At 32.6% G+C, this 21,395-nt stretch carries 34 protein-coding genes; 23 read left to right on the plus strand and 11 right to left on the minus strand.

Features of this window, described 5'->3' with window-relative positions; genetic code table 11:
* Positions 1 to 123 precede the first annotated feature (123 nt).
* On the minus strand, positions 124 to 993 hold the full coding sequence (glyQ, locus tag AC6EIW_RS04970; protein ID WP_498521463.1) for a glycine--tRNA ligase subunit alpha: 870 nt from the start codon (positions 991 to 993) through the stop codon (positions 124 to 126).
* 129 nt (positions 994 to 1,122) lie between these two features.
* A complete protein-coding gene (locus AC6EIW_RS04975) occupies positions 1,123 to 1,767 on the minus strand; it encodes a putative 2OG-Fe(II) oxygenase (RefSeq protein ID WP_498521464.1) in 645 nt (214 codons plus the stop codon).
* A gap of 907 nt (positions 1,768 to 2,674) precedes the next feature.
* Here AC6EIW_RS04975 and AC6EIW_RS04980 point away from each other — a divergent pair.
* The 7 genes from AC6EIW_RS04980 to AC6EIW_RS05010 all read left to right on the plus strand — a co-directional run bounded on the left by AC6EIW_RS04980 (position 2,675) and on the right by AC6EIW_RS05010 (position 4,920).
* Positions 2,675 to 3,079, plus strand: a complete 405-nt coding sequence (locus AC6EIW_RS04980; RefSeq protein ID WP_498521465.1) for a hypothetical protein — start codon at positions 2,675 to 2,677, stop codon at positions 3,077 to 3,079.
* A gap of 38 nt (positions 3,080 to 3,117) precedes the next feature.
* Positions 3,118 to 3,288 carry a hypothetical protein gene (locus tag AC6EIW_RS04985; RefSeq protein ID WP_498521466.1) on the plus strand — a complete coding sequence of 57 codons (171 nt, stop codon included), beginning with the start codon at positions 3,118 to 3,120 and terminating at the stop codon, positions 3,286 to 3,288.
* 4 nt (positions 3,289 to 3,292) lie between these two features.
* Positions 3,293 to 3,454, plus strand: a complete 162-nt coding sequence (locus AC6EIW_RS04990) for a hypothetical protein (RefSeq protein WP_498521467.1) — start codon at positions 3,293 to 3,295, stop codon at positions 3,452 to 3,454.
* Positions 3,451 to 3,771 (plus strand): hypothetical protein, encoded by a 321-nt coding sequence (locus AC6EIW_RS04995; protein ID WP_498521468.1) that lies wholly within the window; start codon positions 3,451 to 3,453, stop codon positions 3,769 to 3,771. Before AC6EIW_RS04990 ends, AC6EIW_RS04995 begins: the two co-directional genes overlap by 4 nt.
* A gap of 2 nt (positions 3,772 to 3,773) precedes the next feature.
* Positions 3,774 to 4,115 carry a hypothetical protein gene (locus tag AC6EIW_RS05000; RefSeq protein ID WP_498521469.1) on the plus strand — a complete coding sequence of 114 codons (342 nt, stop codon included), beginning with the start codon at positions 3,774 to 3,776 and terminating at the stop codon, positions 4,113 to 4,115.
* Between the two features lie 106 nt (positions 4,116 to 4,221).
* Complete coding sequence (locus tag AC6EIW_RS05005) at positions 4,222 to 4,416, plus strand: hypothetical protein (protein ID WP_498521470.1); 195 nt, start codon at positions 4,222 to 4,224, stop codon at positions 4,414 to 4,416.
* Between the two features lie 312 nt (positions 4,417 to 4,728).
* The gene (locus AC6EIW_RS05010) at positions 4,729 to 4,920 is read left to right on the plus strand and encodes a hypothetical protein (RefSeq protein ID WP_498521471.1); all 192 of its coding nucleotides are present in this window, start codon (positions 4,729 to 4,731) and stop codon (positions 4,918 to 4,920) included.
* Between the two features lie 86 nt (positions 4,921 to 5,006).
* On the opposite strand, the gene AC6EIW_RS05015 is transcribed toward AC6EIW_RS05010, so the two are convergent.
* A complete protein-coding gene (locus AC6EIW_RS05015) occupies positions 5,007 to 5,231 on the minus strand; it encodes a DUF6737 family protein (RefSeq protein ID WP_498521472.1) in 225 nt (74 codons plus the stop codon).
* Between the two features lie 43 nt (positions 5,232 to 5,274).
* Complete coding sequence (locus AC6EIW_RS05020; protein WP_498521473.1) at positions 5,275 to 5,724, minus strand: hypothetical protein; 450 nt, start codon at positions 5,722 to 5,724, stop codon at positions 5,275 to 5,277.
* Between the two features lie 114 nt (positions 5,725 to 5,838).
* On the opposite strand from AC6EIW_RS05020, the gene AC6EIW_RS05025 reads away from it, so the two are divergent.
* The 3 genes from AC6EIW_RS05025 (at position 5,839) to AC6EIW_RS05035 (ending at position 7,768) form a co-directional block, all read left to right on the plus strand.
* A complete protein-coding gene (locus AC6EIW_RS05025) occupies positions 5,839 to 6,264 on the plus strand; it encodes a nuclear transport factor 2 family protein (RefSeq protein WP_498521474.1) in 426 nt (141 codons plus the stop codon).
* Positions 6,265 to 6,427: 163 nt separating this feature from the next.
* Entirely contained in the window at positions 6,428 to 6,784 is a 357-nt protein-coding gene (locus AC6EIW_RS05030) for a hypothetical protein (protein ID WP_498521475.1), read from the plus strand.
* Between the two features lie 708 nt (positions 6,785 to 7,492).
* Positions 7,493 to 7,768, plus strand: coding sequence for a DUF8643 family protein (locus AC6EIW_RS05035; protein WP_498521476.1), 276 nt, complete (start codon positions 7,493 to 7,495; stop codon positions 7,766 to 7,768).
* 70 nt (positions 7,769 to 7,838) lie between these two features.
* On the opposite strand, the gene AC6EIW_RS05040 is transcribed toward AC6EIW_RS05035, so the two are convergent.
* Positions 7,839 to 8,294 carry a peroxiredoxin gene (locus AC6EIW_RS05040; RefSeq protein WP_498521477.1) on the minus strand — a complete coding sequence of 152 codons (456 nt, stop codon included), beginning with the start codon at positions 8,292 to 8,294 and terminating at the stop codon, positions 7,839 to 7,841.
* 198 nt (positions 8,295 to 8,492) lie between these two features.
* Between AC6EIW_RS05040 and AC6EIW_RS05045 the strand changes: the two genes are divergently transcribed.
* The gene (locus AC6EIW_RS05045; RefSeq protein WP_498521478.1) at positions 8,493 to 10,832 is read left to right on the plus strand and encodes a tetratricopeptide repeat protein; all 2,340 of its coding nucleotides are present in this window, start codon (positions 8,493 to 8,495) and stop codon (positions 10,830 to 10,832) included.
* On the opposite strand, the gene AC6EIW_RS05050 is transcribed toward AC6EIW_RS05045, so the two are convergent.
* Positions 10,821 to 10,988 (minus strand): hypothetical protein, encoded by a 168-nt coding sequence (locus AC6EIW_RS05050; RefSeq protein ID WP_498521479.1) that lies wholly within the window; start codon positions 10,986 to 10,988, stop codon positions 10,821 to 10,823. The genes AC6EIW_RS05045 and AC6EIW_RS05050 overlap by 12 nt on opposite strands.
* Before the next feature lie 96 nt (positions 10,989 to 11,084).
* Complete coding sequence (locus tag AC6EIW_RS05055) at positions 11,085 to 11,351, minus strand: hypothetical protein (protein ID WP_498521480.1); 267 nt, start codon at positions 11,349 to 11,351, stop codon at positions 11,085 to 11,087.
* 95 nt (positions 11,352 to 11,446) lie between these two features.
* On the opposite strand from AC6EIW_RS05055, the gene AC6EIW_RS05060 reads away from it, so the two are divergent.
* On the plus strand, positions 11,447 to 11,725 hold the full coding sequence (locus AC6EIW_RS05060) for a SemiSWEET family sugar transporter (protein ID WP_498521481.1): 279 nt from the start codon (positions 11,447 to 11,449) through the stop codon (positions 11,723 to 11,725).
* Between the two features lie 77 nt (positions 11,726 to 11,802).
* On the plus strand, positions 11,803 to 11,964 hold the full coding sequence (locus AC6EIW_RS05065; protein ID WP_011294990.1) for a hypothetical protein: 162 nt from the start codon (positions 11,803 to 11,805) through the stop codon (positions 11,962 to 11,964).
* Positions 11,965 to 12,014: 50 nt separating this feature from the next.
* Here AC6EIW_RS05065 and AC6EIW_RS05070 read toward each other — a convergent pair whose 3' ends face one another.
* The gene (locus AC6EIW_RS05070; protein ID WP_498521482.1) at positions 12,015 to 12,542 is read right to left on the minus strand and encodes a hypothetical protein; all 528 of its coding nucleotides are present in this window, start codon (positions 12,540 to 12,542) and stop codon (positions 12,015 to 12,017) included.
* 151 nt (positions 12,543 to 12,693) lie between these two features.
* The gene (gene psbF, locus AC6EIW_RS05075) at positions 12,694 to 12,987 is read right to left on the minus strand and encodes a cytochrome b559 subunit beta, long form (RefSeq protein WP_498463290.1); all 294 of its coding nucleotides are present in this window, start codon (positions 12,985 to 12,987) and stop codon (positions 12,694 to 12,696) included.
* A gap of 192 nt (positions 12,988 to 13,179) precedes the next feature.
* On the opposite strand from psbF, the gene AC6EIW_RS05080 reads away from it, so the two are divergent.
* The 3 genes from AC6EIW_RS05080 to AC6EIW_RS05090 all read left to right on the plus strand — a co-directional run bounded on the left by AC6EIW_RS05080 (position 13,180) and on the right by AC6EIW_RS05090 (position 14,971).
* On the plus strand, positions 13,180 to 13,617 hold the full coding sequence (locus AC6EIW_RS05080) for a hypothetical protein (RefSeq protein ID WP_498521483.1): 438 nt from the start codon (positions 13,180 to 13,182) through the stop codon (positions 13,615 to 13,617).
* A 418-nt stretch (positions 13,618 to 14,035) separates the two neighbouring features.
* Entirely contained in the window at positions 14,036 to 14,551 is a 516-nt protein-coding gene (gene fldA, locus AC6EIW_RS05085; protein ID WP_498463292.1) for a flavodoxin FldA, read from the plus strand.
* Between the two features lie 180 nt (positions 14,552 to 14,731).
* Entirely contained in the window at positions 14,732 to 14,971 is a 240-nt protein-coding gene (locus AC6EIW_RS05090) for a CopG family transcriptional regulator (protein ID WP_498521484.1), read from the plus strand.
* A 176-nt stretch (positions 14,972 to 15,147) separates the two neighbouring features.
* Here the strand turns inward: AC6EIW_RS05090 and AC6EIW_RS05095 are convergent, their stop codons facing one another.
* Both AC6EIW_RS05095 and AC6EIW_RS05100 read right to left on the minus strand, forming a co-directional pair.
* Positions 15,148 to 16,242, minus strand: a complete 1,095-nt coding sequence (locus AC6EIW_RS05095; RefSeq protein WP_498521485.1) for a glycosyltransferase — start codon at positions 16,240 to 16,242, stop codon at positions 15,148 to 15,150.
* Between the two features lie 5 nt (positions 16,243 to 16,247).
* Positions 16,248 to 17,198, minus strand: a complete 951-nt coding sequence (locus tag AC6EIW_RS05100) for a DMT family transporter (protein ID WP_498521486.1) — start codon at positions 17,196 to 17,198, stop codon at positions 16,248 to 16,250.
* A gap of 53 nt (positions 17,199 to 17,251) precedes the next feature.
* Between AC6EIW_RS05100 and sppA the strand changes: the two genes are divergently transcribed.
* From sppA to yidC, 7 genes are all read left to right on the plus strand, one after another.
* Entirely contained in the window at positions 17,252 to 18,061 is an 810-nt protein-coding gene (sppA, locus tag AC6EIW_RS05105) for a signal peptide peptidase SppA (RefSeq protein ID WP_498521487.1), read from the plus strand.
* Between the two features lie 3 nt (positions 18,062 to 18,064).
* Positions 18,065 to 18,439, plus strand: coding sequence for a chorismate mutase (aroH, locus tag AC6EIW_RS05110; protein ID WP_498521488.1), 375 nt, complete (start codon positions 18,065 to 18,067; stop codon positions 18,437 to 18,439).
* 100 nt (positions 18,440 to 18,539) lie between these two features.
* A complete protein-coding gene (locus AC6EIW_RS05115) occupies positions 18,540 to 19,115 on the plus strand; it encodes a DUF2808 domain-containing protein (protein ID WP_498521489.1) in 576 nt (191 codons plus the stop codon).
* A gap of 52 nt (positions 19,116 to 19,167) precedes the next feature.
* On the plus strand, positions 19,168 to 19,305 hold the full coding sequence (gene rpmH / locus AC6EIW_RS05120) for a 50S ribosomal protein L34 (protein ID WP_413678338.1): 138 nt from the start codon (positions 19,168 to 19,170) through the stop codon (positions 19,303 to 19,305).
* Positions 19,306 to 19,351: 46 nt separating this feature from the next.
* On the plus strand, positions 19,352 to 19,738 hold the full coding sequence (rnpA, locus tag AC6EIW_RS05125; protein ID WP_498521490.1) for a ribonuclease P protein component: 387 nt from the start codon (positions 19,352 to 19,354) through the stop codon (positions 19,736 to 19,738).
* Positions 19,735 to 20,145 carry a PH domain-containing protein gene (locus tag AC6EIW_RS05130; RefSeq protein ID WP_498521491.1) on the plus strand — a complete coding sequence of 137 codons (411 nt, stop codon included), beginning with the start codon at positions 19,735 to 19,737 and terminating at the stop codon, positions 20,143 to 20,145. Before rnpA ends, AC6EIW_RS05130 begins: the two co-directional genes overlap by 4 nt.
* Positions 20,146 to 20,229: 84 nt before the next feature.
* The gene (gene yidC, locus AC6EIW_RS05135; RefSeq protein ID WP_498521492.1) at positions 20,230 to 21,378 is read left to right on the plus strand and encodes a membrane protein insertase YidC; all 1,149 of its coding nucleotides are present in this window, start codon (positions 20,230 to 20,232) and stop codon (positions 21,376 to 21,378) included.
* Positions 21,379 to 21,395 lie beyond the last annotated feature (17 nt).

Below are 21,395 nucleotides of genomic sequence, written 5' to 3' on the forward strand. Positions count from 1 at the left end.
ATAATAGTGTATTCATTGAGACATTCCAGAGCACTAACACACAAAAGTATCTTTTTATACATAAGCTTGGAATATTAGATATGTTTATGTTCGAAAAGGCTAATTTTTATTTGGTTTTAATTACTAACTTAAACCCAGAGGAAAACCAAGAGACTCTCTTTCATCTAGCCATGCTTCTGCGACCTTGCGAGCTAAAGATCGAATTCTTGCAATAATTTTAGTTCGTTCCGTTACAGATATAACTCCTCTAGCTTCCAACAGATTAAAAGTATGACTACATTTCAGAACATAGTCAAGAGAAGGTGCAGGAAGCTTTTTAACTATTAATTGATGAGCCTCTTCTTCATAAATTTCAAAAAGTTTTCTTAAATTATCTGAATTAGATTCCTCAAAATTGTACTTGCATTGACCTTTTTCAAAAGGAAGCCAGATATCACCATATTTATTACTTTTGTTCCACGAAAGGTCCCAGATACTCTCAACATCTTGCAAATACATTGCTAGTCTCTCTAACCCATAAGTGATCTCAATCGAAACAGGCTTACAATCAAGACCACCACATTGCTGAAAATAAGTAAATTGTGTAACTTCCATACCATCAAGCCATACCTCCCATCCAACTCCCCATGCGCCCAAAGTTGGAGATTCCCAGTTGTCTTCTACGAATCTGATATCGTGATCTTTGGCTGAGACACCCAAGCACTCAAGAGAGGATAAATAAATTTCTTGAATACCATCTAAAGAGGGCTTAATAAGAACTTGGTATTGAAAATAATGTTGAGCTCTATTTGGGTTGTCTCCAAACCTCCCATCAGTTGGCCTGCGACAGGGCTCAGGATAAGCCACAGCCCAAGGCTCGGGACCTATCGCTCTCAGGAAAGAATGAGGACTCATTGTTCCTGCGCCTTTCTCTAAATCGTAAGGTTGAAGAAGCAAGCAACCTTTCTTACTCCAGAAGTTATTGAGGCTAGAAATTATGTCCTGAAAATACATGTATAGAAAAATATCTAGTTAATGTAAGTTTTGAATTCATTCATTCCAAAACTAAATATACACTTAAATAATAACAATGTAAGAAAAAACAGAATATAGAGATATTTAAACAGTTTTCATTTTTTTTAATCAAGAAGGTAAATATGACATATTTCCTGCTATTGAAATCCTTGGTTCGGTTGTTTCATAAAATGGATAAACACAGTGTCTTAATTGAGCAGGGAAAAAAAGCATAGTTCCCTCAAGTTTAGATGATAACGTATACGCAAAATTCATAACTTCTCCAAGGGTATTAATATATTCAAATTCAAAATTACCTGCCTTCCTATCTCCTTCCTTAATATCAAGAAATTGAGGCAATTTTTTTTGTTCTTCCCCTGAATAAGGAATCTTCATCCAAATAGCAAAAGAGTAGACTCCAGTGTGATCATGATAAGGATTAAATTCTGTTTTGTACTGATAGTTAACCCATAGTTGATTCAATATTATTTTAGAGTTAGGGCTCAATAAAGTATTTTGAGCAACAGGATCTTGACCAGTAGCGTTTTGTTCACGATAGAATTTTACTAATGGAATACAAACTGTTTTAAAAAAAAAGGAATCTATATCTTCAAGCAAAAGACTTTGGGAAATATTTCCAACTAATTTACTTTTATGGTTCTTATTAGTAGTTTTTGCAATATCAATAATCTTCCAAAGATAATCAATCACTTCTTGATCCAATTTAATTTGTAAAAAAGGAGTAACTGGAGGAGTTATTGTTTTAACTTCCATTGAAAATTGAAACTTAATAAAATAATAATCTCAAAATAAATACAAGTTTGCCTAAACATTGCCTAAACATCTTATACTGCTGTAATATAACCTTTCAGAACGACTTCTGTAATTGACTTCTTAGGGTTGAACTTTGACAAATATACTTATGTCCTGGAAATACATCAGTGCTGAAATAACAAGAATTAGTGGGGATTGGCTTAACCTGGCGGGGCCTGTAATCAAGAAGTACGACCAATATCCATCTTTTTCAAATAGCCATACCGAGAAAATTAAATAAATTCTAAATCAACTGGTGATCATTTAAAACTGAGTATTTAGATGAGAACAAAAAGAAAAATGTATAAGTACTTATACTTACGGTCTCATTACGCGATTTAGAGTGGCTCAAAGGTATTAAAATAAACAATAGTATTCCAGCAATTTTTTGCTATTTTTCGACTTATACAAGGAAAGCAAAAGAAAATATAGAGGTTATTTAATAATTACAGAATATTCACTGAACAATATCCGACGTGATCCAGTATTAACGTATTAACACCTATAGTAGTGTGCAATAAATAGAAAAATTAAAGCATAAAAGTTACATACGAAACAAATACAACCAAAAAAATCTAGCATGATAGTACATAAGTACCTATTGTTCCGATTCGTCACAAAGGTTATGTTGAATATGTACTTAGCTAGATCTATGGAACTATCGCCCACAGAGGTGGTCGACTTAGCGAGTATTCCGCTCAACAGCGAGGTTACCAAGGGGCTTGTACCGGCCCAGGTGGAATATGTCAAAGAATCGGTCTCCGAGATCAACGATGAACTGAGCTGCGTCGGTCAGTCGCTAAGGTCTGTCGCGGCAAGCCTCTCCGACATAAAAAGCAATATCAAGCCAGGGAACTGGAGGGCCTTCTTGAAGTCTGGCGCGATCAATTGCTCAGAGAGGTTCGCCGTTGATCTTGTAAGCGCGTACACCAACTGGCTTGGTGGTTCGGATATAGACGACAACCTGCTTGCGTCGCTAACCCCTAGGTCACTAGCATTGATGGGAAGCAAAGGAGTAACCGACAAGGAGCGGCAAAAGGTATTCGAAGCGGTAGAGAATGGCGAAAGAATGACAGAAGCTACAGTGCGAGGTCTAGTGAAAGGGAAAAAGAAAAAGATGAATAAACCTGCTCGAAAAACTGAAAGCGAAAAGATTAAATCACTTAAAGAAAAAATCGAGACTTATAAGAGAGTTATAAGTAATCTTCAAGACGAAAACAAAGAGCTTAGCAAGCTGCTATCAAATAGAGAAAAAATTGACTTACTCGTCTAATCCTCAATTCCAAAAGTTACTCAGAATTACCACTCAAAATGAAAATCACCAACTTAAATGCCAGAGGTTCTAAACGAAATCTTGAACCCAAAGATTTCCATACAAGTGAGCATGGCATCACGAAGAGATTACTAGATAAATACAAGCCAAAACATCTTTACAGCGTGGATGATACGAGCGACAGAAACAAAATAAAGAGAGTAGTTTGATATCATGAATAATAATTCAAAGTCCAGAAGTGGATTTATCCATTTGTACAACCCAAAGGAAGAAGGATTGGGATCCTATGACGTACACTATATAAATGCATATAAAAAAAATAGAAGACTAAAAAATGAAATAATCAAACATGATCAAGAGAGGTATGCAGCATGATTCCATTTATTAGAAGTTTTTCAGAATTAATGGCCATCACAGAATCAAGGGAGGTCAAAAATGATCTATCAAAAAACAATGAGAGCTACAGCTCGATAATGGATAGTGGGCAAAGGAAACGATATACAAGATCTCTAGATAAAAAAGACTTAGCTCTCCCTGATTTACCTAAAACTATAAGGAATAAGTGGATGAAAAAAAAAGAAAGTTTATCAAGATTTGTTGATGAATTAGACTATAACAATCAAATCCAATCATCGTATGACCTGACTTTGCTAGAAACACAAAACATAAGAAATGATCAGGATGTTGCCTAAACATGAACAAAACTAAAATCAATCATGGCTTAGAATATTTATCTTCGACATTAGTTCTCTCATATTTTTTTATTCATAATATTTTTTTAGTTCTGATTGGGATTATATTTTCATTATATTTGATTAATCTTAATTTTATTAATAGATTTATTACATCTATCAAAAAAAAATTAATTTACAAAAAAGTAGATATAGAGTTAAATACAAATGATAAGGGATTAAAAATTAATCCTGCTAAAATAAAATCAACAAAAGAGGATACCAAGCTTACATTAGTTGAAACCATAGAAGAACTAGGATTTATTCCGTCATTAGAGAAAAATGATGGAAGTAATGCTGCATAATTAAATTTAAACATAAGAATATCTTTTAAATCTTACTTCTCCCAAACTCTATTTGTCTTTACAATCAAGTTAATAGAAGGTAATCTGGAATAGATTTAATAATTAAATGCAAGAAGATCCAATAGGCATAGAAGATATATTAGTTAAGGGCCTATCGCATATTTTAAAAAGGACAGTGGAGGTTTGCCCAGGGGATCAATTAGCTATTGCACAAGAGTATAAAGAGTGGATAAATTGTATATCCGCTAGCGATTTTTCAAAGCAGGAGATACTAGTTTTAGATAAGTTTACATTTAAATAATAATAGAGATACCATTTAAAATATTAATTTATGTATAATACGTGAAGAGATAAAAAATTTATATTGTTAATAAATTACTTATATAAAATGAATATCCCCAAAATTATACTAAATAGCCAAGCAATAAAAATTGACTCTTAGTGATACTGATGTACTATAAAGATGCGCCGTAAGCGTATTGAGGAATCTCAATTTTCTTGTCCCCACTGCAATAAAAATCATTTTATTTACAAAGCATGGTTAATGAAATGGTCAACAGAGGTAGGAGATTTTTTTCGCGTATTTTTTTCAAACAATCAACTGGAGTAACTAATGGAATCTTCAAGAACTTCAAGCTGGAATTTAATAAAGAACGTAAAGCTTTCAAGCGGACTAGGAATAGGCAGAGAAATTCTCATAACAACCTCCAAAAGAGAATTAGTTGAATTTTATTGGACAAATCGAAAGCGGTTTTCAGGTGGTTGCATAAGACTCCCATCCAAAAAGAATTATCGATCAGGTTAGTAAAGAATTAACTTAAAATTTCTTATTTTTATTTGTCTGGTCTAAAAAGAGAATTAATTTTTAAGCCTATTGAGAAAATTAATTAATTATGGTTCTTCTTTATCATTAATTACTTGATATGAATTCGGAGCAAGTATTAAAAATAATATCCACCAGACAAAAACAAAAACGCCTACGATTGAACTAAATATAATGTTATTAAATAGTTTCCAACTAAAAATTAGAACTAAAACTCCAAAGCTTATAATTGACCAAGGTTTACACCAGTAAGGCTTGGAATCCCAAAAACTTTTTTTTGAATTTATATCCACTAAAGAAGTTGATCAATGGTTATAGCTCTCCAATCCTAACCAATTACTCAGGTTTTTCTTCTTCAACAGGTTTTTCTTCTTCAACAGGTTTTTCTTCTTCAACAGGTTTTTCTTCTTCAACAGGTTTTTCTTCTTCAACAGGTTTTTCTTCTTCAACAGGTTTTTCTTCTTCAACAGGTTTTTCTTCTTCAACAGGCTTTTCTTCTTCAACAGGCTTTTCTTCTTCAACAGGCTTTTCTTCTTCAACAGGCTTTTCTTCTTCGACAGGTTTAATTTCAACTATGTTGTTAATTGAAGGAGAGTTCTCAGTCTCAGTAAAAATCTTAGAAGCCTCCTTAATCGAATCAGACGCTGAGCCCTTGAGTAAAAATTTCAGAACATATCCAAGAGAGACAAACAAACCTATTGGGAGGACAAGTCCTAAAAGCAATTTATAGAGAATTATTCCTATTCCAAAGACAGCAATAGAAATAAGAATGTTCTTCCTGTTCATATGTACTAAATGAATAGACAATTAATCTAAGCTATTTCTGAGTTGTCTTGATGAGATAGCTTGGACGCGATGTTTATTTAAATAATCTAGATTGTAATTATTAACGTTAATTCAATGCTCAACAAAGAGAAAGAGTTAAAAAAATTCTTTAATTTAACTTATGGAGAAAAAGCTCCATCAAGGAAAGATTGGGAATCTTTTTACAATCAGCAAGTTAAATTCATAGATCCTACTCAAGAAAAAAATGGAATTGATGCATATATCAAAGCTCAAGATGGATTAATCAAAAGATGTGATGATATTTTTTTAGAATCACATTCAATTGCTTTCAATAAAAATATTGCTTTTGTTGAATGGACAATGGGTTTAAAAATAAAAGGTATCGAATTTATATACGATGGGACAACACGATTAATATTTGATGAAGAAGGGAAAGTCAAAGAACACAGAGATTATTTTGATTTTTGTTCAGGAACATTTGGCAATATTCCAGTTATGGGAGCATTTTTTAGATGGTTATACTCAAGATTTGTTGGCTAAAATATTTTTAATTTTTTAAATCAAAAAAGAACTAGTAAATTTACCTAATCGCAATCCAACGAAAAAAAAATATTTAATTATTTTCTAAATTTAATTTGTTTATTTGTTTCAATACGTAATTAAAATTTTTTAGCTATAACAAGAGTGGTGCTGGAAGAATCAAATGGGAAAATTAGTTGAGTTAATCAAGGAAACCTACGACCATAAAGCATGCTTAGAGATTGCCAATAGTGGTTGTTCTGATGGTGCCTGCACAAGACATAACTACCAAGCTGACACTCTATTGCTATATATGAGCTACTCAGATGAGATTATCCAATACACTTCAGAAAAACTCGGATACTCTTTTCTTTCTAATCTTGCAAGAGATTTTGGGTCACCACTAAAAGATCATAAAGATAAAGATGATTTCTCATGGCAAGAAGTAGTTTCGGCTTGTCCAAATAAGGACGACTATAAACATGCACTTGTATGGAAATTTATAGAACTAGTAGCCAAAGAGAAAAGTTTAGAGCAATAATAATTCAATATGGAAATTAATTCTTTAGAAGTTGAGTATTCATGCCAGAGGTAATTTGATTTTCGAAAAAAGATCAAATACTGGTCTCATCCAATGAGGTTGAAAAATAAAATATATCAAACAAAAAAAGAATATTGCACCTACTAATCCATAAATTTGAATCTCTATCTCTTCCCAGATCTCCTCGATCCATATAAGGAAAGATCTATTTTTACTTTTTCTCTCCATTGAAGTATAAATCAAAAAAAATAGCATATACGGATAATAACTAGTTTGAAATAATATTTATAAAAATATCTTAAATATATAAATAATTATATTCGATTGATAAATTGAATATAAAGTTATGGCCGATAAGACTCGTAAAGAATAATTTTTCATTAGATTGTTAATGTGATATCCAAAACAAAGATTGAAAAATACCCCTTCTATTGAAGAAATAATTTCAGTTACACTCAGCTGTACCTTAATTAGGATGACTGAAATAAATAGAATAGATAGATCGTTTCTTTATCAGGAATTTAAAGAATGGATAGTAAACTCTGGAGAGAATAAAGAGAGCCAAGAAATTTTATGCCTTAGATACTTAAAGAATGATAGGAAGATTCATTAGATTAACTTATAATTGCTATTTGATTATCTTGCAAAAAAGAATTTTGTAATCCTCGTTCGAAGACAAAAAGCACTAAGCTAGAGAAAACTAAATATATGTTCACTTCTTTATTCTCTCTTTTTTTCTCAACTTTACTTTGGGTTCAAGTACCTCAATGGAGTGATAATTGGTCAAAATGTGCTGTAGATGTACCTGACACTGCTTGCCATTGGTATATAGTTTCTCCAGATAATACTTTTGGGAAAGGATTCGATTGGGCCACTGCTCCATGGTTTGATGCAAACGGTTTGAACGATATTTCAAAAATTTCACCTGAAACAGTTGTAGAAAAACTGCAAGAAAAACAAATTAATAGAAATTTAATTTCTTGATTATTCCAGATAACTCCTATAAGAAGAAAAAATAACAAATAAAAATAGATAAATATTTAACTAAAAATAATTAATTTCGTATTTCACCTAATACTCTCAGTGCTTCATTCACATGAGCGGGTCCATTTAATAGATCATTAAAAATATGTCTTATAATACCTTTCGAGTCGATAATATATGTCACGCGACCATCTAATAAACCAAGAACTTTGGGAACACCAAAAGCTTTTCTCAAAGAATTTTCAGTATCACACAATAATGGGAAAGGAAGCTTATTTTTGTCAGCAAAAGACCTATGGCTTGCTTCATCATCACCACTCACCCCCCACACTTCAGCACCAAATAGTTTAAAAAGATCATATTTATCTCTAAAGCCACAATTTTCAGCTGTACAACCAGGGGTATCATCTTTCGGATAAAAAAATAGAACTAGTGGTCTACCTTTAGCTTGTTTATTCGTCCTAGCAACTCCTAGCTGATCAGAGAGTGAGAAATCAGGTATTTGATCGCCTAACTTTAAAGGCATTTGAATCATAAAACTTATTAGTTTATTATATAAAAAATTAAGGCATATCGGAGGAGGGGAAGAGTTGATAAAATGGTATTAACTCTAAAGTTAATAGACCAACACCGAATAACTATAGTTTGTAAACTCTAAATTTATTAAGTTAACAAAAACAAGATTTTGAGTTTTAGTATATTGGTGTTAATTAAATAAAAATCATTGAGTGGTTTCGGGAAAAAGAAAAAAGAGAATAAAGGCTCTTCTAAAAAACTCAGAAACCTTTCAGAAAAGGATCTGAAGGCACAATCAATAAATTATCATCTTAAAGGTAATTTAGCTGAAGCAGAAAAAGGATACATAACTTTTTTAAAAAATGGCTACTCTGATGCAGACATAATTTCAAATTATGCACTTATATGTGAAGATAATGATGAAAATGATAAAGCTATTAAACTATATGAAAGATGTATCAATAGCCATCCAAATCATATTTTTTCAAAATTAAATTTATCTTTTTTATATTATAAGTTAAATTATTATGAAAAAGCAGAAATAATAATTGAAGAAGCGATTAAATTAAAGCCTAGTATTCCAAATGGATATTGTATTAGAGGATTAATTCTGAAAAGTCTAAATAAATATAATGAGGCTGAATTATCACTTAAACAAGCAATCAAACTAGATAATAATTACTTTGATGCTTACATAAATTTAGGATTGCTAAATAAAGAATCTAATAAATATGATGAGGCAGAAAAATATTATTTAAAAGCTTTGGAAATAAATAATAAATCTGCTATTGCTCATTTAAACCTAGGCGCATGCTACAAAGACAAACAAGAACTAGAAAAGGCAATATTACATACAGAGAAGGCAATAGAAATAGATAGCACTCTAGAGAAATGTTATTTAAATCTAGCTACGATATATAACCAAATGGGTGATTATAAAAAATCACTCTCATATACAAAAAAAGAGATTTTATTGAATAAAAATAGTGATTTAAGTTTTCAACTTTTAAGTGAATTAATCAAAAAAGGAGAATTATTAAATCTATCAAAGAAAGATAATAGAGAATTACTTAATAATATATTAAATAGGAAAGATATCTCTCATAGAGAACTATTTGGCAATATAAACAGCCTAATCCCCAAAGAAGTATTAGAAAAATTATCGATTTTAGAATCGGAATTATATGTGAATAATGAATTTAATATTCTTATTAAGGATAAGGAATTAGTAAAGGCACTTTCATTACTCATATTTTGCTCTCCGTTATGGGAAAAAGTTTTAAGGAACCTACGCAAGAATATCCTGATGAGCTATTCAGATAAAGATAAAATAAATAATAATATTTTAAATTTTACCATAGGTCTTGGATCACAATGTTTCTTAAATGAATATGTCTATTACATATCCAAAGAAGAGGATGATAAACTAAAAGAACTTAAGGAAACGATCAATAATAATAAAAATAAAGATTATAAACTAGCAATAATCTCCTGCTATGAATCTCTATCTTCAATAAGCAATGAAACCATTAACTTGAATGATTATGTATCAAAAAATAAAGAATTCAATAATCTACTTAATTTACAAATTAAGGAGTTAAATGATGAAAAAAAGATTTCAAAAGGAATTAAGAAGATAGGGAATATAAAAGATTTTATATCTAAGGAAGTAAAAAATCAGTATGAATTAAACCCATATCCAAGATGGAGGTATAATTCATACGCTAAAGAAAATAAATTAAATATTTTATCAGTTATTAATTCTGAAATTTATCCAAATATAATTAACTCTTATTCAGATCAATTAAAAAATAAAAAAACAAATATACTTATAGCTGGTTGTGGGACAGGGATTCAAATACTTGAAGCATCTCGATATAGTAATTGTGAAATAACAGCAATCGATTTAAGCAATTCAAGCATCTCATACGCAAAAAGAAAGGTCGATGAATATGGAATGAAAAATGTCGATTTTATTGAAATGGATTTACTTGAATTAAAATCATTAAATAAAAGATTTGATATAATAGAATGTTCAGGTGTTCTTCACCATATGAATGATCCTATTAAGGGATTATCAAATCTATTAGATGTATTAGAAGAAAAAGGTTTTTTAAAGTTAGGTTTCTACAGCAAATATGCAAGAAAAGTAATACTAAAAATAAGAGAACTAATAAAAGAAAAAGATATTAAACCAAGCAATTATGAAATAAGAAGCTTCCGAAATGAAATTCTTAATGGAGAAATAAAGAGGTTAAATGAAATAACTAATTGGTCAGATTTCTACTCAACCTCAATGTGTAGAGATCTCTGTTTTCATAGTCATGAAAACTGTTACTCGTTAATTGAAATTAAAAAGATGTTAACACTATCAAATCTGGAATTCCTAGGTTTTACTCTTTCAAAAGATATAAAAGATGAATATCAGAAAGATAATAAATATATAGACTCTTTAAAAGATTTAGAATTATGGAATAAATTTGAACAATCAAATCCTAATTCTTTTAGGGAAATGTATCAATTCTGGGCTAGAAAATCAATTAAATAATTGTTCTTCCAATCCTGGAATAAATAATTTACATAAGGAGAAAATAAATAGTATTGCTAGAACATTACCCAGCATTGCTACTGCAAAGCGAATTCTCAGATCCTTAGCAAATGGTAGTAGGTTTTCCCAAAGTTGTAGTAATGGTCCGCCTGCCATTGGATATTGATGTTTAATTACCAATAGCTTACAGTGGGACTACCTTATTGGCTACATGAAAACAAGATTTAAAGTAAAAAATTCTATTATTATCTTCTACTTTAATTTGCTTCTCATAACAAATAGAATTATCAACCCTATCAATATTAAGACTATAGGGTAAAGCAATACAAATAAAAGATCTACAATATTTTCTGGTCTATTAATAATATATAAACCTAATATGAATATTATTATGGGTAAAAGAATAAGTGATTTTATCAATAGACCTTCATTCCATTTTTTAATCTCATTATCTTCATCCAATAAAGTCTCAAATTTCTTCTTTAAAATTTCATTATTGAAATCAGACTGATCACTCATGAAATTCTGATTAAAATACTACGAGTTCCAGATTAGAGTATATACTAACCATCTAATTAATATATAGTTTCACACGTATTGATTCCTATAAAAAAATGAATCGCTTTAATTATATAGATTTATTTGGTTTTTCAGCAGCTTTGCTTACTACTATTGCTTTTTTACCTCAGCTATATAAAACATGGCAAACAAAAACAGCAGAGGATGTATCATTAGTTATGTTGATTCTATTTATAACAGGTCTTATTTGTTGGATTATTTACGGTGTGAAAATCAATTCAATTCCGATCTTAACTGCAAATATAGTTACCTTTATTCTTAATTTTTCAATTTTAATTTTAAAAATTAACTACAGAAAAAGTAGAGAGCAATAAAATTCTTTTATATATATTAAATATTTATTATTGATCACCAATAGAGGCTATAGTTAATAAAGAACTAAATTTTTAAAATGTCAGGGGAAGAACTACAACTAATTGGCAGGTCTTTAGCACTGCATCCGCCTGTGATGATAATCACACTTGGGTTATTCATGTACATCAGAGGTAAAGCTATTGCAAGCAGTAACCCTACAAAAAAAGTTACACCATTTTTCCCTTTTAGAAACGTGTAAAAATAATATTATTTTTTTCTCAAAAGAAAATAATATATTTCACTGAGCTATTAGCCAAAAGGGTTAGTCCCCATAAGTGGCCCTACGAATAAAAATTCCATAACAGCACCAGTTATTGCTACAGGGAAAACCCAAATAGACATAAATCTAATTCCCATAAATTTCATTCCTCCTTTACCTGCGAATGCGTCTTTTGTCATTGTGTATACAGTTTCAGTATCTTTTACTGAATATGTATTTTCTCCAGGATCTGAGTAGGCTTGTGCAAAATTCAAATTATTTATTAAATTTCTAATTTTGTTATGCAAGACTATGGGCCAAACCCATAAGAAAAATATCCTACCGACAAATGAAAATGAATTAGCTTGACGAGCAGATAATTGATTGTTAGATGCTCTATTAGGGAATGCATCTTCAATCATTGATGTTATTGAGTCTTGATCAGTAGGAAATAATTTCCTTACCTCTAAAACTTCTTTTTGATCATCAACGGGAGAAATGTCTAGATCAGTTTTAGGATTATCTAAAACAGCTGTTGAGCTATTATTTTCTGCTTGGATTGATTCTTGATTTTCCATAGCTAACTTGTTTCTGTGAAAATTATAAGCCGAATTGGTATCTTCTGATTAATGAAAGAAATAATCTTAAAATTATCTATCAAATTTAGAATAAAATAATTAAAAAAAAAGCCTATCTGAAGATAAGCCTTTTTTTATTTTTAATTTTTAGTTATGCGTTTATTACACCACGTCGGATAAATTGCATTGCGAAAATCGCACCAAGGAAAAATACTGTGGGAATACCCAATGCATTAACCGCCAAAGTTCTAACTGTAAAAACTGGATAGCCCCCTGCAGGTCTTCCTTTATCAGCAACAATTGCAGTATCTTCCCAGACTTGCTCATTTTGAATGGTAGGTCCATTATCCCAGACAAATACTCCCCATCTTCTCAACCAATAATCAGTAAAGGCAACTGTAAAAATGACTGGGGTTAGTACCAAAAGTAATTTGAGGTTAATCATCCAACTATTTATTTATGCAGTAAATCTTGGCATACGAGAGTCAAAAAGGCAGATTGATTGATTGACCTTATGGATTCTGTAACAAATTGGTCCGAATTTAGAAGCTTTAATAACTCTCCAAGTTGACTCGCAAAACTTCTGATATTGTGGAGACATTGCCCCTAGAAAGGCGAAAATTAATTTGGTTGATTTATGGAATTCGGTTTTAAAGAAATTCTTTTCGGTTTAGCTGGCGTGAGCATGATTGCTTGGGCTGGCGTAATTGGCCTATGGCATACTTTTATGTTTCCAAGATTTTTCAAAGAAGATTCCAGGCGAATTAATAACTCCTACTCAGCTTCTTCCCTAGGTGAGTCAGCTCCTATGAACAAAACCACCAACAAGCCTTGGTTCATAGATGACGAGGGAGGGACACTTACACCTCAGACAGCTCTGGGTGCAATAGGTCTTACAGATAGAGGGAAATACAGCAAAAAATCTTTTGTAGTCGCTGATTTTAATCCTGTTGAAGCTGGTTATGGAGTTAATAGGCTCTACACATCTGTTTTAATTGGTTTAGCTATCAGTACTTTTGTCATAATATGCTTTGGTCTTCAAAGTGGTTTCGGCATGATGGGACCAACCTTATAAATCGACGCAATTTAAAACGAAAAAGATATATCCATTCACAAAATCAAAATTACCAACTCTCTAAAGGCTTTAAACCAAAAAATATAAATGTTTTCAGATAAAGATCTTTTATGAGAACCTTGTTGACTAATTTACTAATCTTCTTTCAAATCAATCTCAAGTAAATAGTAATCAATTTACTTTTTAGAATGTTTTATGAACGTTTTTCCCTGAAAACCCCTCTAAAGACTACATTCAAGAATCGTAATTTCAACGACAATCAAAATTAGAAATTAGTTACCTAAAAACCTAAGGAGTAAATAATGACTTGTTTGTGTATCAAAAATCAATATTTAATAGACAAGAAAATTTAAAAAAAGCCAAATTCACTCTAAATGTGCAAAGCTGCTTTAAAATATTGTTGATTTTAAATTGCTCCATGACTGTAGGAATCTACTTCGCTACAACAACAGGTAAAACCGAAGATATAGCTGAACGGCTGCACGGCTTACTTGACTCTGCTGAAGGTCCAAAGGATATTTCAGATGTCGATGACCTTAGTGAATTAACTGGACATGATGGGGTTATTTGTGGAATCCCCACATGGAATACCGGAGCTGACTCTGAAAGGTCAGGAACTGCTTGGGACTCAATCCTTGAAGACATCGGTGAACTAGACCTAAGTGGTAAGAAAGTTGCGATTTTCGGCTTAGGTGATTCTTCTACTTACACAGAAAACTACTGTGATGCAATGGAAGAGCTTCATAGGTATTTCCAACAAGCAGGCGCCTCAATGGTTGGATACACAGCAAAATCTGATTACACATTTGATGAATCAAAAAGTGTAGTTGGAGAAGAATTTTGTGGATTACCTCTTGATGAAGACAGTGAATCAGACATGACTGATGAAAGGCTTTCAGGATGGGCTGAGAAACTAAAAGGAGAGATGTTTTAAGCCTTAAGCAAAATTCTTAAATCTTCCTGAGTCATTACTTAGGAAGATTTTTTTTGTCCATTTTTATGTGAAATTAAGATTTACGAAAAAATAAACTAAAAAAATCTCTAAAAAAGTCATTTTCTGAAGTTATTTAATAAATCGCACCAAAGTACTCCACAATATCTTAATATTTTCTTTATGAACCAAGATCATTGCTCAGATCAAAACGTTTATCTAAACGTAAATCTCTCTTTAAAAGATGAGACTTTGAGGATGTTGCTTGAGATGTCAAATGATATGGGAGCAAGTCTTGAGGATGTAATAAGTTCAATAACTGAAGACTCAGTAATGGATTTACAGAGGCTACAGGACGATTTAGGCATTGTTATAATCCCCGAAAAATGTAGTATGCAAGATTTAATAAATTCACTTCAATAAAAATTAATCGTTTTTTTTTAATCTCTACGGTTTGGTATTTTCCAATCAAAATGAAAAAATTTGGTTTTTAAAAATATAGCTCTTAGTTCCTACTACTTTCCTCAAACTCTTAATTCCATCAAATATAAAATTGCTGAAACAATTTCTTTAAACTTTTCAATTAATCTTAAAAGTCATCAGAGATATTTTTTATTTAAACCTTTATAAAGCCAATTTTGAACTCTTTGCGCAAAGACTTTGTTAGTTGCTTTTTTTTCAAACCAGTCCCTACAATTTTTTCTTTTAATCTTTGAAATTGATTTTGTTGCTTTGATCAATCCATCGATATCATTGGGTTTCACCAAAAAACCATTAAAACCATCTTCGATCAATTCCCCAGGTCCTCCGAGATCATATGCAATTACTGGAACGCCACAAGCCATCGCTTCGACAATAACGTTACCGTAAGCTTCATTCCATTTAGGAGTATTTATCAAAGCTCTGCAAAAACCTAATTGGTTCTGAAATTCATTCGTTGGAAGAAAACCTTTCCATTCAATACTTTCTTTTGTAAAAGTATTTTCAATCTTTGAGGCATATTCTTTGTCTTCAATAAGTCCCCAAACCGATAATTTTTCACCTAGATAATTCGCAACTTTTACTGCATCTTCTAAACCTTTTTCAGGTGCAATTCTTCCAGCCCAGCCTAATGGACCATTCTTATTTTCATTGAATGAATAATTTTCCATATCAAAACCATTACCAACAATAATTGGATCAGTTTTCAAACAATAATCCTCTGATTGTCTTTTGGTATGAAAAGCTAACTGATATGGAAATACTTTACTTATTTGACTTATAATTTCTTTCATTATAAGTGATTCAGCACCCATACTAATTAAATGAAAGATTTTAATTTGATGAGTTTTTGTTAACCATAAAGGAAGCCAATCATAGGCAAAATTAATAACTGCATCAGAATGATTTCCTAATTCAATAGCTGTTTCCCATAACTTCGGTAAAACACTATTAGAGGGAATTAATACTGGGTCTGTTCTATTCTGATGTTGCCAACTAGGTTGATCTATTCCATCTATTAATCTTAATTCAAGCAATTCACTTTCAAAAGGTATTTTTGAACCTTCTGGTGCAATTAAAATAATTTTATGGCCTAATGAAATTAATCCTTTTACTAGAGAAATAATAGTAAGTTCAACTCCACCTCCTTTCCCACTGCCCAGATAACCTATAGGTGTACTTACAAGAATAAGTTTTAATTGTTTATTTCTCACTAAATTTAACCTTCTTCTAGTAATTCATTATTAGTTTTATCCCCCCAGAATCTTCTCCTTTGACTTACAAATAATACTGATATTAAAACCAAAACCACTCCAATCCACTGAAGAATGAAGAGTCTTTCTCCCAACCAAATTCCACCAGTAATTAAAGCAAAAACTGGTGTTAAAAATGCAAGGGTGCTAAAGCTAGTTAATTCTTTACGGCTTGCAAACCAAAAAAACAAGCCATAGGCCAGTGCGCTACCAAACAAACTTGAATAAGACATCAAAGTCCATTCAAAAGCAGACCAATCTGGTAATAATGGCCAATTTTTATCGAACACATGCCAAACGAGAAGAGGTATGCTTCCTAGAACCATATGCCATCCTGTTACGGCAACAGGATCACTGTTTTTGCAAGCATATCTAATAAGAACTGTTCCTAAAGCCATAGATGTGGCAGCGCATATCATCCAAACCTCTCCATGGCTTAAGAAATTACTTCCTGATTCAAATTTGCCAAGTAAAAACCAATTTCCAAGCAATTCAGTAGGGACACCAAGACAAATTATTCCAACCAATCCAAGAACCAAACCAATCCATCCAATTGGATTTATTGCATCTCCAAACAAAATTCTTGCTAATAGAGCAACCATCAAAGGTTGGGAATCGATAAGTACCGAACCCAGTCCCGCGCCTGTTTCCATTAAACCTTTCGCCAGAAAAATCTGAAAAAGTGTTGCATCAATCAAAGTAAATACTAAAAACCACACCAAATCATCTTTTGAAATATTCCAACTTCTCTTCAAGAAAGGTACGGAAGCTAAAACCACTAGACCAGCGGGCAAAAGCCTTAGTGAGGCAACAATCTCAGGCCCTGCAGCCTTAACCAATGGTGCCATAGCCGCCATTGATGTCCCCCAAAGAGCGAATGGCAAAATCATCAAAAACCAATTCCAAATGACAAACATAAGGTCAGAAAGCAATCTCCTTTTTAATATCAATAAAGTTATGCACAATTTGAATGATTTGGCCCTTGAGACGCAAATCCAAAAAAAGGATGGCACGAATATGTATTGAAGGTCCTATCAATGCAGAAACTCGAAAAAATGTCCTAAAGGCATTAAAGCAAATTGAAGATAGAGAGTTCCCAGCCCTGTTACTTCGCATTGACAGCCCTGGAGGAACAGTTGGTGACAGCCAAGAAATTCATAGTGCTCTATTGAGACTAAGAGAAAAAGGTTGTCATGTTGTGGCTAGTTTTGGCAATATCTCGGCCTCTGGAGGGGTTTATATAGGAGTTGGTGCTGAAAAAATCGTTGCCAATCCAGGAACAATAACAGGCTCCATTGGAGTGATTTTAAGAGGGAACAACCTCTCTAAGCTATTAGAGAAGGTTGGTATTAAATTTGAAACTGTGAAAAGTGGGCTTTACAAAGACATCCTTTCTCCTGATCGCCCTTTATCAGCAGAAGAGAGAAAACTGCTTCAGTCTCTGATTGATAGTAGTTATGAACAATTTGTCTTAGCAGTTTCAAAAGGAAGAAACTTAACAACGGAAGTTGTTAAGAGTTTTGCAGATGGAAGAGTTTTCACTGGAGAGCAAGCCAAAGAATTTGGACTTGTGGATGAAATCGGCGATGAAAATGATGCAAAAATGCTTGCAATAAAAATTGCGAACCTAGATGAAAAAACAAAGCCAATTACGTTTGGGAAAACCAAAAAGAAATTATTAGGGTTACTACCGGGAGGAAAATTAATTCATAACCTCTTAAATGCGTTAAATCTAGAGTTGGAGGGGAATGGGCAAATTCTTTGGCTATACAAGCCATAAGCTATGAATTTTCAAAATAAATTTAATCTATGTGCATTAAGGGGTGCAACAACTTCTGAACATAATTCTGTGGAATCAATTACTTCTGCAGTGGATGAATTACTAGTTGAATTAGTATCCAGAAATAATTTGATCCCCGATCAAATTATTTCTGTTACTTTCTCCGTAACCAAAGATTTAGATGCTTGTTTCCCCGCGTCTATTGCTAGAAGAAGAGAAGGTTGGGGGGAAATTGCCCTTTTAGACTGTCAACAAATGTTTGTTAAAGACGACTTGACCAAATGTATTCGTCTGCTTGCTTACGTTTCTTTACCAAATGATCAAACACCTCAAAACCCTTACCTCGGTAAAGCAAAAAATTTGAGGCCAGACCGTTAAAGCCAGTTTTTTTCCCAACAACAGCCTATATTCAGTTGGGTTTACTTCAATGCACTTGAAAAATATTCAAGTGCTATATATTTATCAACCAAAATAAGTCATGTTCAAAAATCATTCTTTACCAATCATAAAAAAAATTTTTTTTATTGGATTCTCTGCATTTTTGTTTAGTGCAGGAGCTTTTAACTTAGCCCCCAAATCATCAGCATCACCAGGCTTTTTTGAGTACCAATGGTACCCAGAGGAAGGTTATAAAAGACTTAGATACCTTCAATCTTCATCTGAAAGACTGGAAAGAGCAACTTATTACTTTTTCCTTAGGGGTAGAGAAAGAAAATCAGATATCAGCAAATTGACTCTTAGAGTACCTGATTATTTTGAAGCAAAAATTAAGCCTGAAAGACTAAGTTTATGCAAAGTAAAAATTGGTTCTTATACATCAAGAACCCGTTGCGCAGAAAATGTTCCATCCGATATAAGAATCAATGAGAACCAAACTAGAATTGATATATCCCCAGAAAAACCCATTCCTTTAAACAAAGATTCTTACGCAGTGGTAATGAAAATTTTCAATCCCAGAAAAAGAGGAATGTTTCAATTCCAGGCTTTTTCTCAAAAGGTTGGAGAAATCGACATCTCAACATATTTAGGAACTTGGAACATAGACGTACAGTGAACTGATAAATTAATCACATATATATCTAATCCAATACGAGCATAAATAAAAAATGACAAAAAGGACCTTCGGTGGAACTAGTAGAAAAAGGAAAAGAGTCTCTGGATTCAGAGTGAGAATGAGATCTCACACTGGGAGAAGAGTTTTAAGAACTCGTAGAAAACGTGGAAGAGCTCGTTTAACCGTCTAAATTTATTTTTCATCTAGCAGAGATATTAGTAACAAATTTTCTTCTTATGGTTTTGCCAAAACACATGAGACTTAAAGGTCATAAATGTTTTGACTTTATTTATAAGAAGGGAACTAGGTTCTACAGCTCTTCAATGGTTCTAAGAGTTACAAATGCAAATACAAAACTATATTTCAAAGAGAGCAACTCTAAAATTAAGCCCCTTATCAAATGTGCAATATCCATAAGTAACAAAGTAAGCAAAAAATCAGTTAGGAGAAATAAGCTTCGACGGTTATTCCACCAACATTTGGCTCAAAGACTTTCTAATATAAAATACGAAAAAGAAGTATGGGCTTTTATTTCTTTGAAACCTTCCTGCATGAAAAATTCTGATAGCAATCTTTTGAAAGAATGCGACAAACTTCTCATCAAGGCTGGAATAACAAAATGACAATCAGTCCAAACGAAGACATTTTTTACGAGGGAGGACCTGCCAGCGGGGACCTCATAATAAATTTAATTGCTGGGATTACGCTTATCGGTCTACCTTTTACTTTTGGAGCCTTAGTTAGAGCTTTATGGGTGAGGTACAAAATAACAACCCGTAGAATATCTGTTACAGGTGGCTGGCTTGGTAGGGATAAAACTCAAGTTGTATATAGTCAAATTGCTGAGATCAGAGCAATCCCAAGAGGGTTAGGATCTTACGGTGATATGGTTTTAGTCCTAAAAGATGGAGCACGACTTGAGATGAGATCACTCCCAAACTTTCGAGAGACAGAATCCTACATACTTGAAAAAATAGAAAAACCACCTATAAATAAATCCATTAAAGATGTTCAAGGCTTTTCAAACTAATGAGTCCTTACAAATATGTGAGACAAGAACACATCCTCTAAGGCAAACTGGCCTAACAACTTCAACCTTTCTTCCTTAAAAACCGTGATCGGGTACATCTCAGACAATCTACTTATCCCGATCCTAGATTTTTTCTACGGATTAGTTCCAAGTTACGGACTAGCGATTGTCGCATTAACCATAGTTATTCGCTTAGCACTTTTCCCTCTTAGCGCAGGCTCAATTCGAAGCGCGAGAAGGATGAAGATAGCTCAACCTGTTATGCAAAAAAGACAGGCTGAAATCAAAAGCCGCTATGCAAGCAATCCTCAAAAGCAACAGGAAGAATTAGGAAAATTAATGGGTGAATTCGGGAGTCCATTAGCAGGTTGCCTGCCACTCTTAGTTCAAATGCCAATATTATTTGCCTTATTCGCCACTTTAAGAGGTTCACCTTTTGCTGATGTTCCTTATTTGGTAAACATCAAAGTTCTTCCATCGGACCAAATTGCTGCAGTGGAACCAAAGCCTTTCAAAACAGCGAAGCACTCAATATTCATCACAGAAAAGAACCATTTCCCTGTAGTTGCTACTCTTCCAGGTGGCACAAAAATCGGTTCAGGTGATTCAGTAAAAATTAATTTACAAACTTTGAATGGAGACTCATACGTTAACGAATTAAAGAAATATGAAAGTGGTTCAAAATTTTCTCCTTCTTGGAAAGTCACAAAAGGAGAAGACATTGTAAAAGTATCTTCTGATGGGACTGTAAATGCACTCAATCCTGGTGATGCAACTGTTGAAGCAAAGATCCCTGGTTTGGCAGCTAAAAGCGGTTTCTTATTTATAAAAGCTCTAGGGAATGTTGGCTTTTATGTAGATGGTTCTATTCACTGGGATATTGCAATTCTAGTAGCAGGGTTTGGATTAACACTCGTTATCTCTCAAGTGCTTTCTGGAAGAGGAATGCCTGTAAACAAACAACAATCAACTGCAAATAAAATTACACCGGTAATGATTACTGGAATGTTTTTATTCTTCCCTCTGCCCGCTGGTGTATTGCTTTATATGGTTATTGCAAATATCTTTCAAGGCTTACAAACATTTCTGCTTAGCAGGGAATCCTTGCCAGACAATTTACAAAAAATACTTGATGATCAACTTAAACAACAAGATAAACCGGCAGTTTCTGTAACTTCTGAAGTTATATCTGATTCAGGAAGATTACCTTTTGAGCCAAAAAGTAATAAATAGCTTTTAGTACAACTTAA

This window comes from Prochlorococcus sp. MIT2308 (assembly GCF_059772345.1).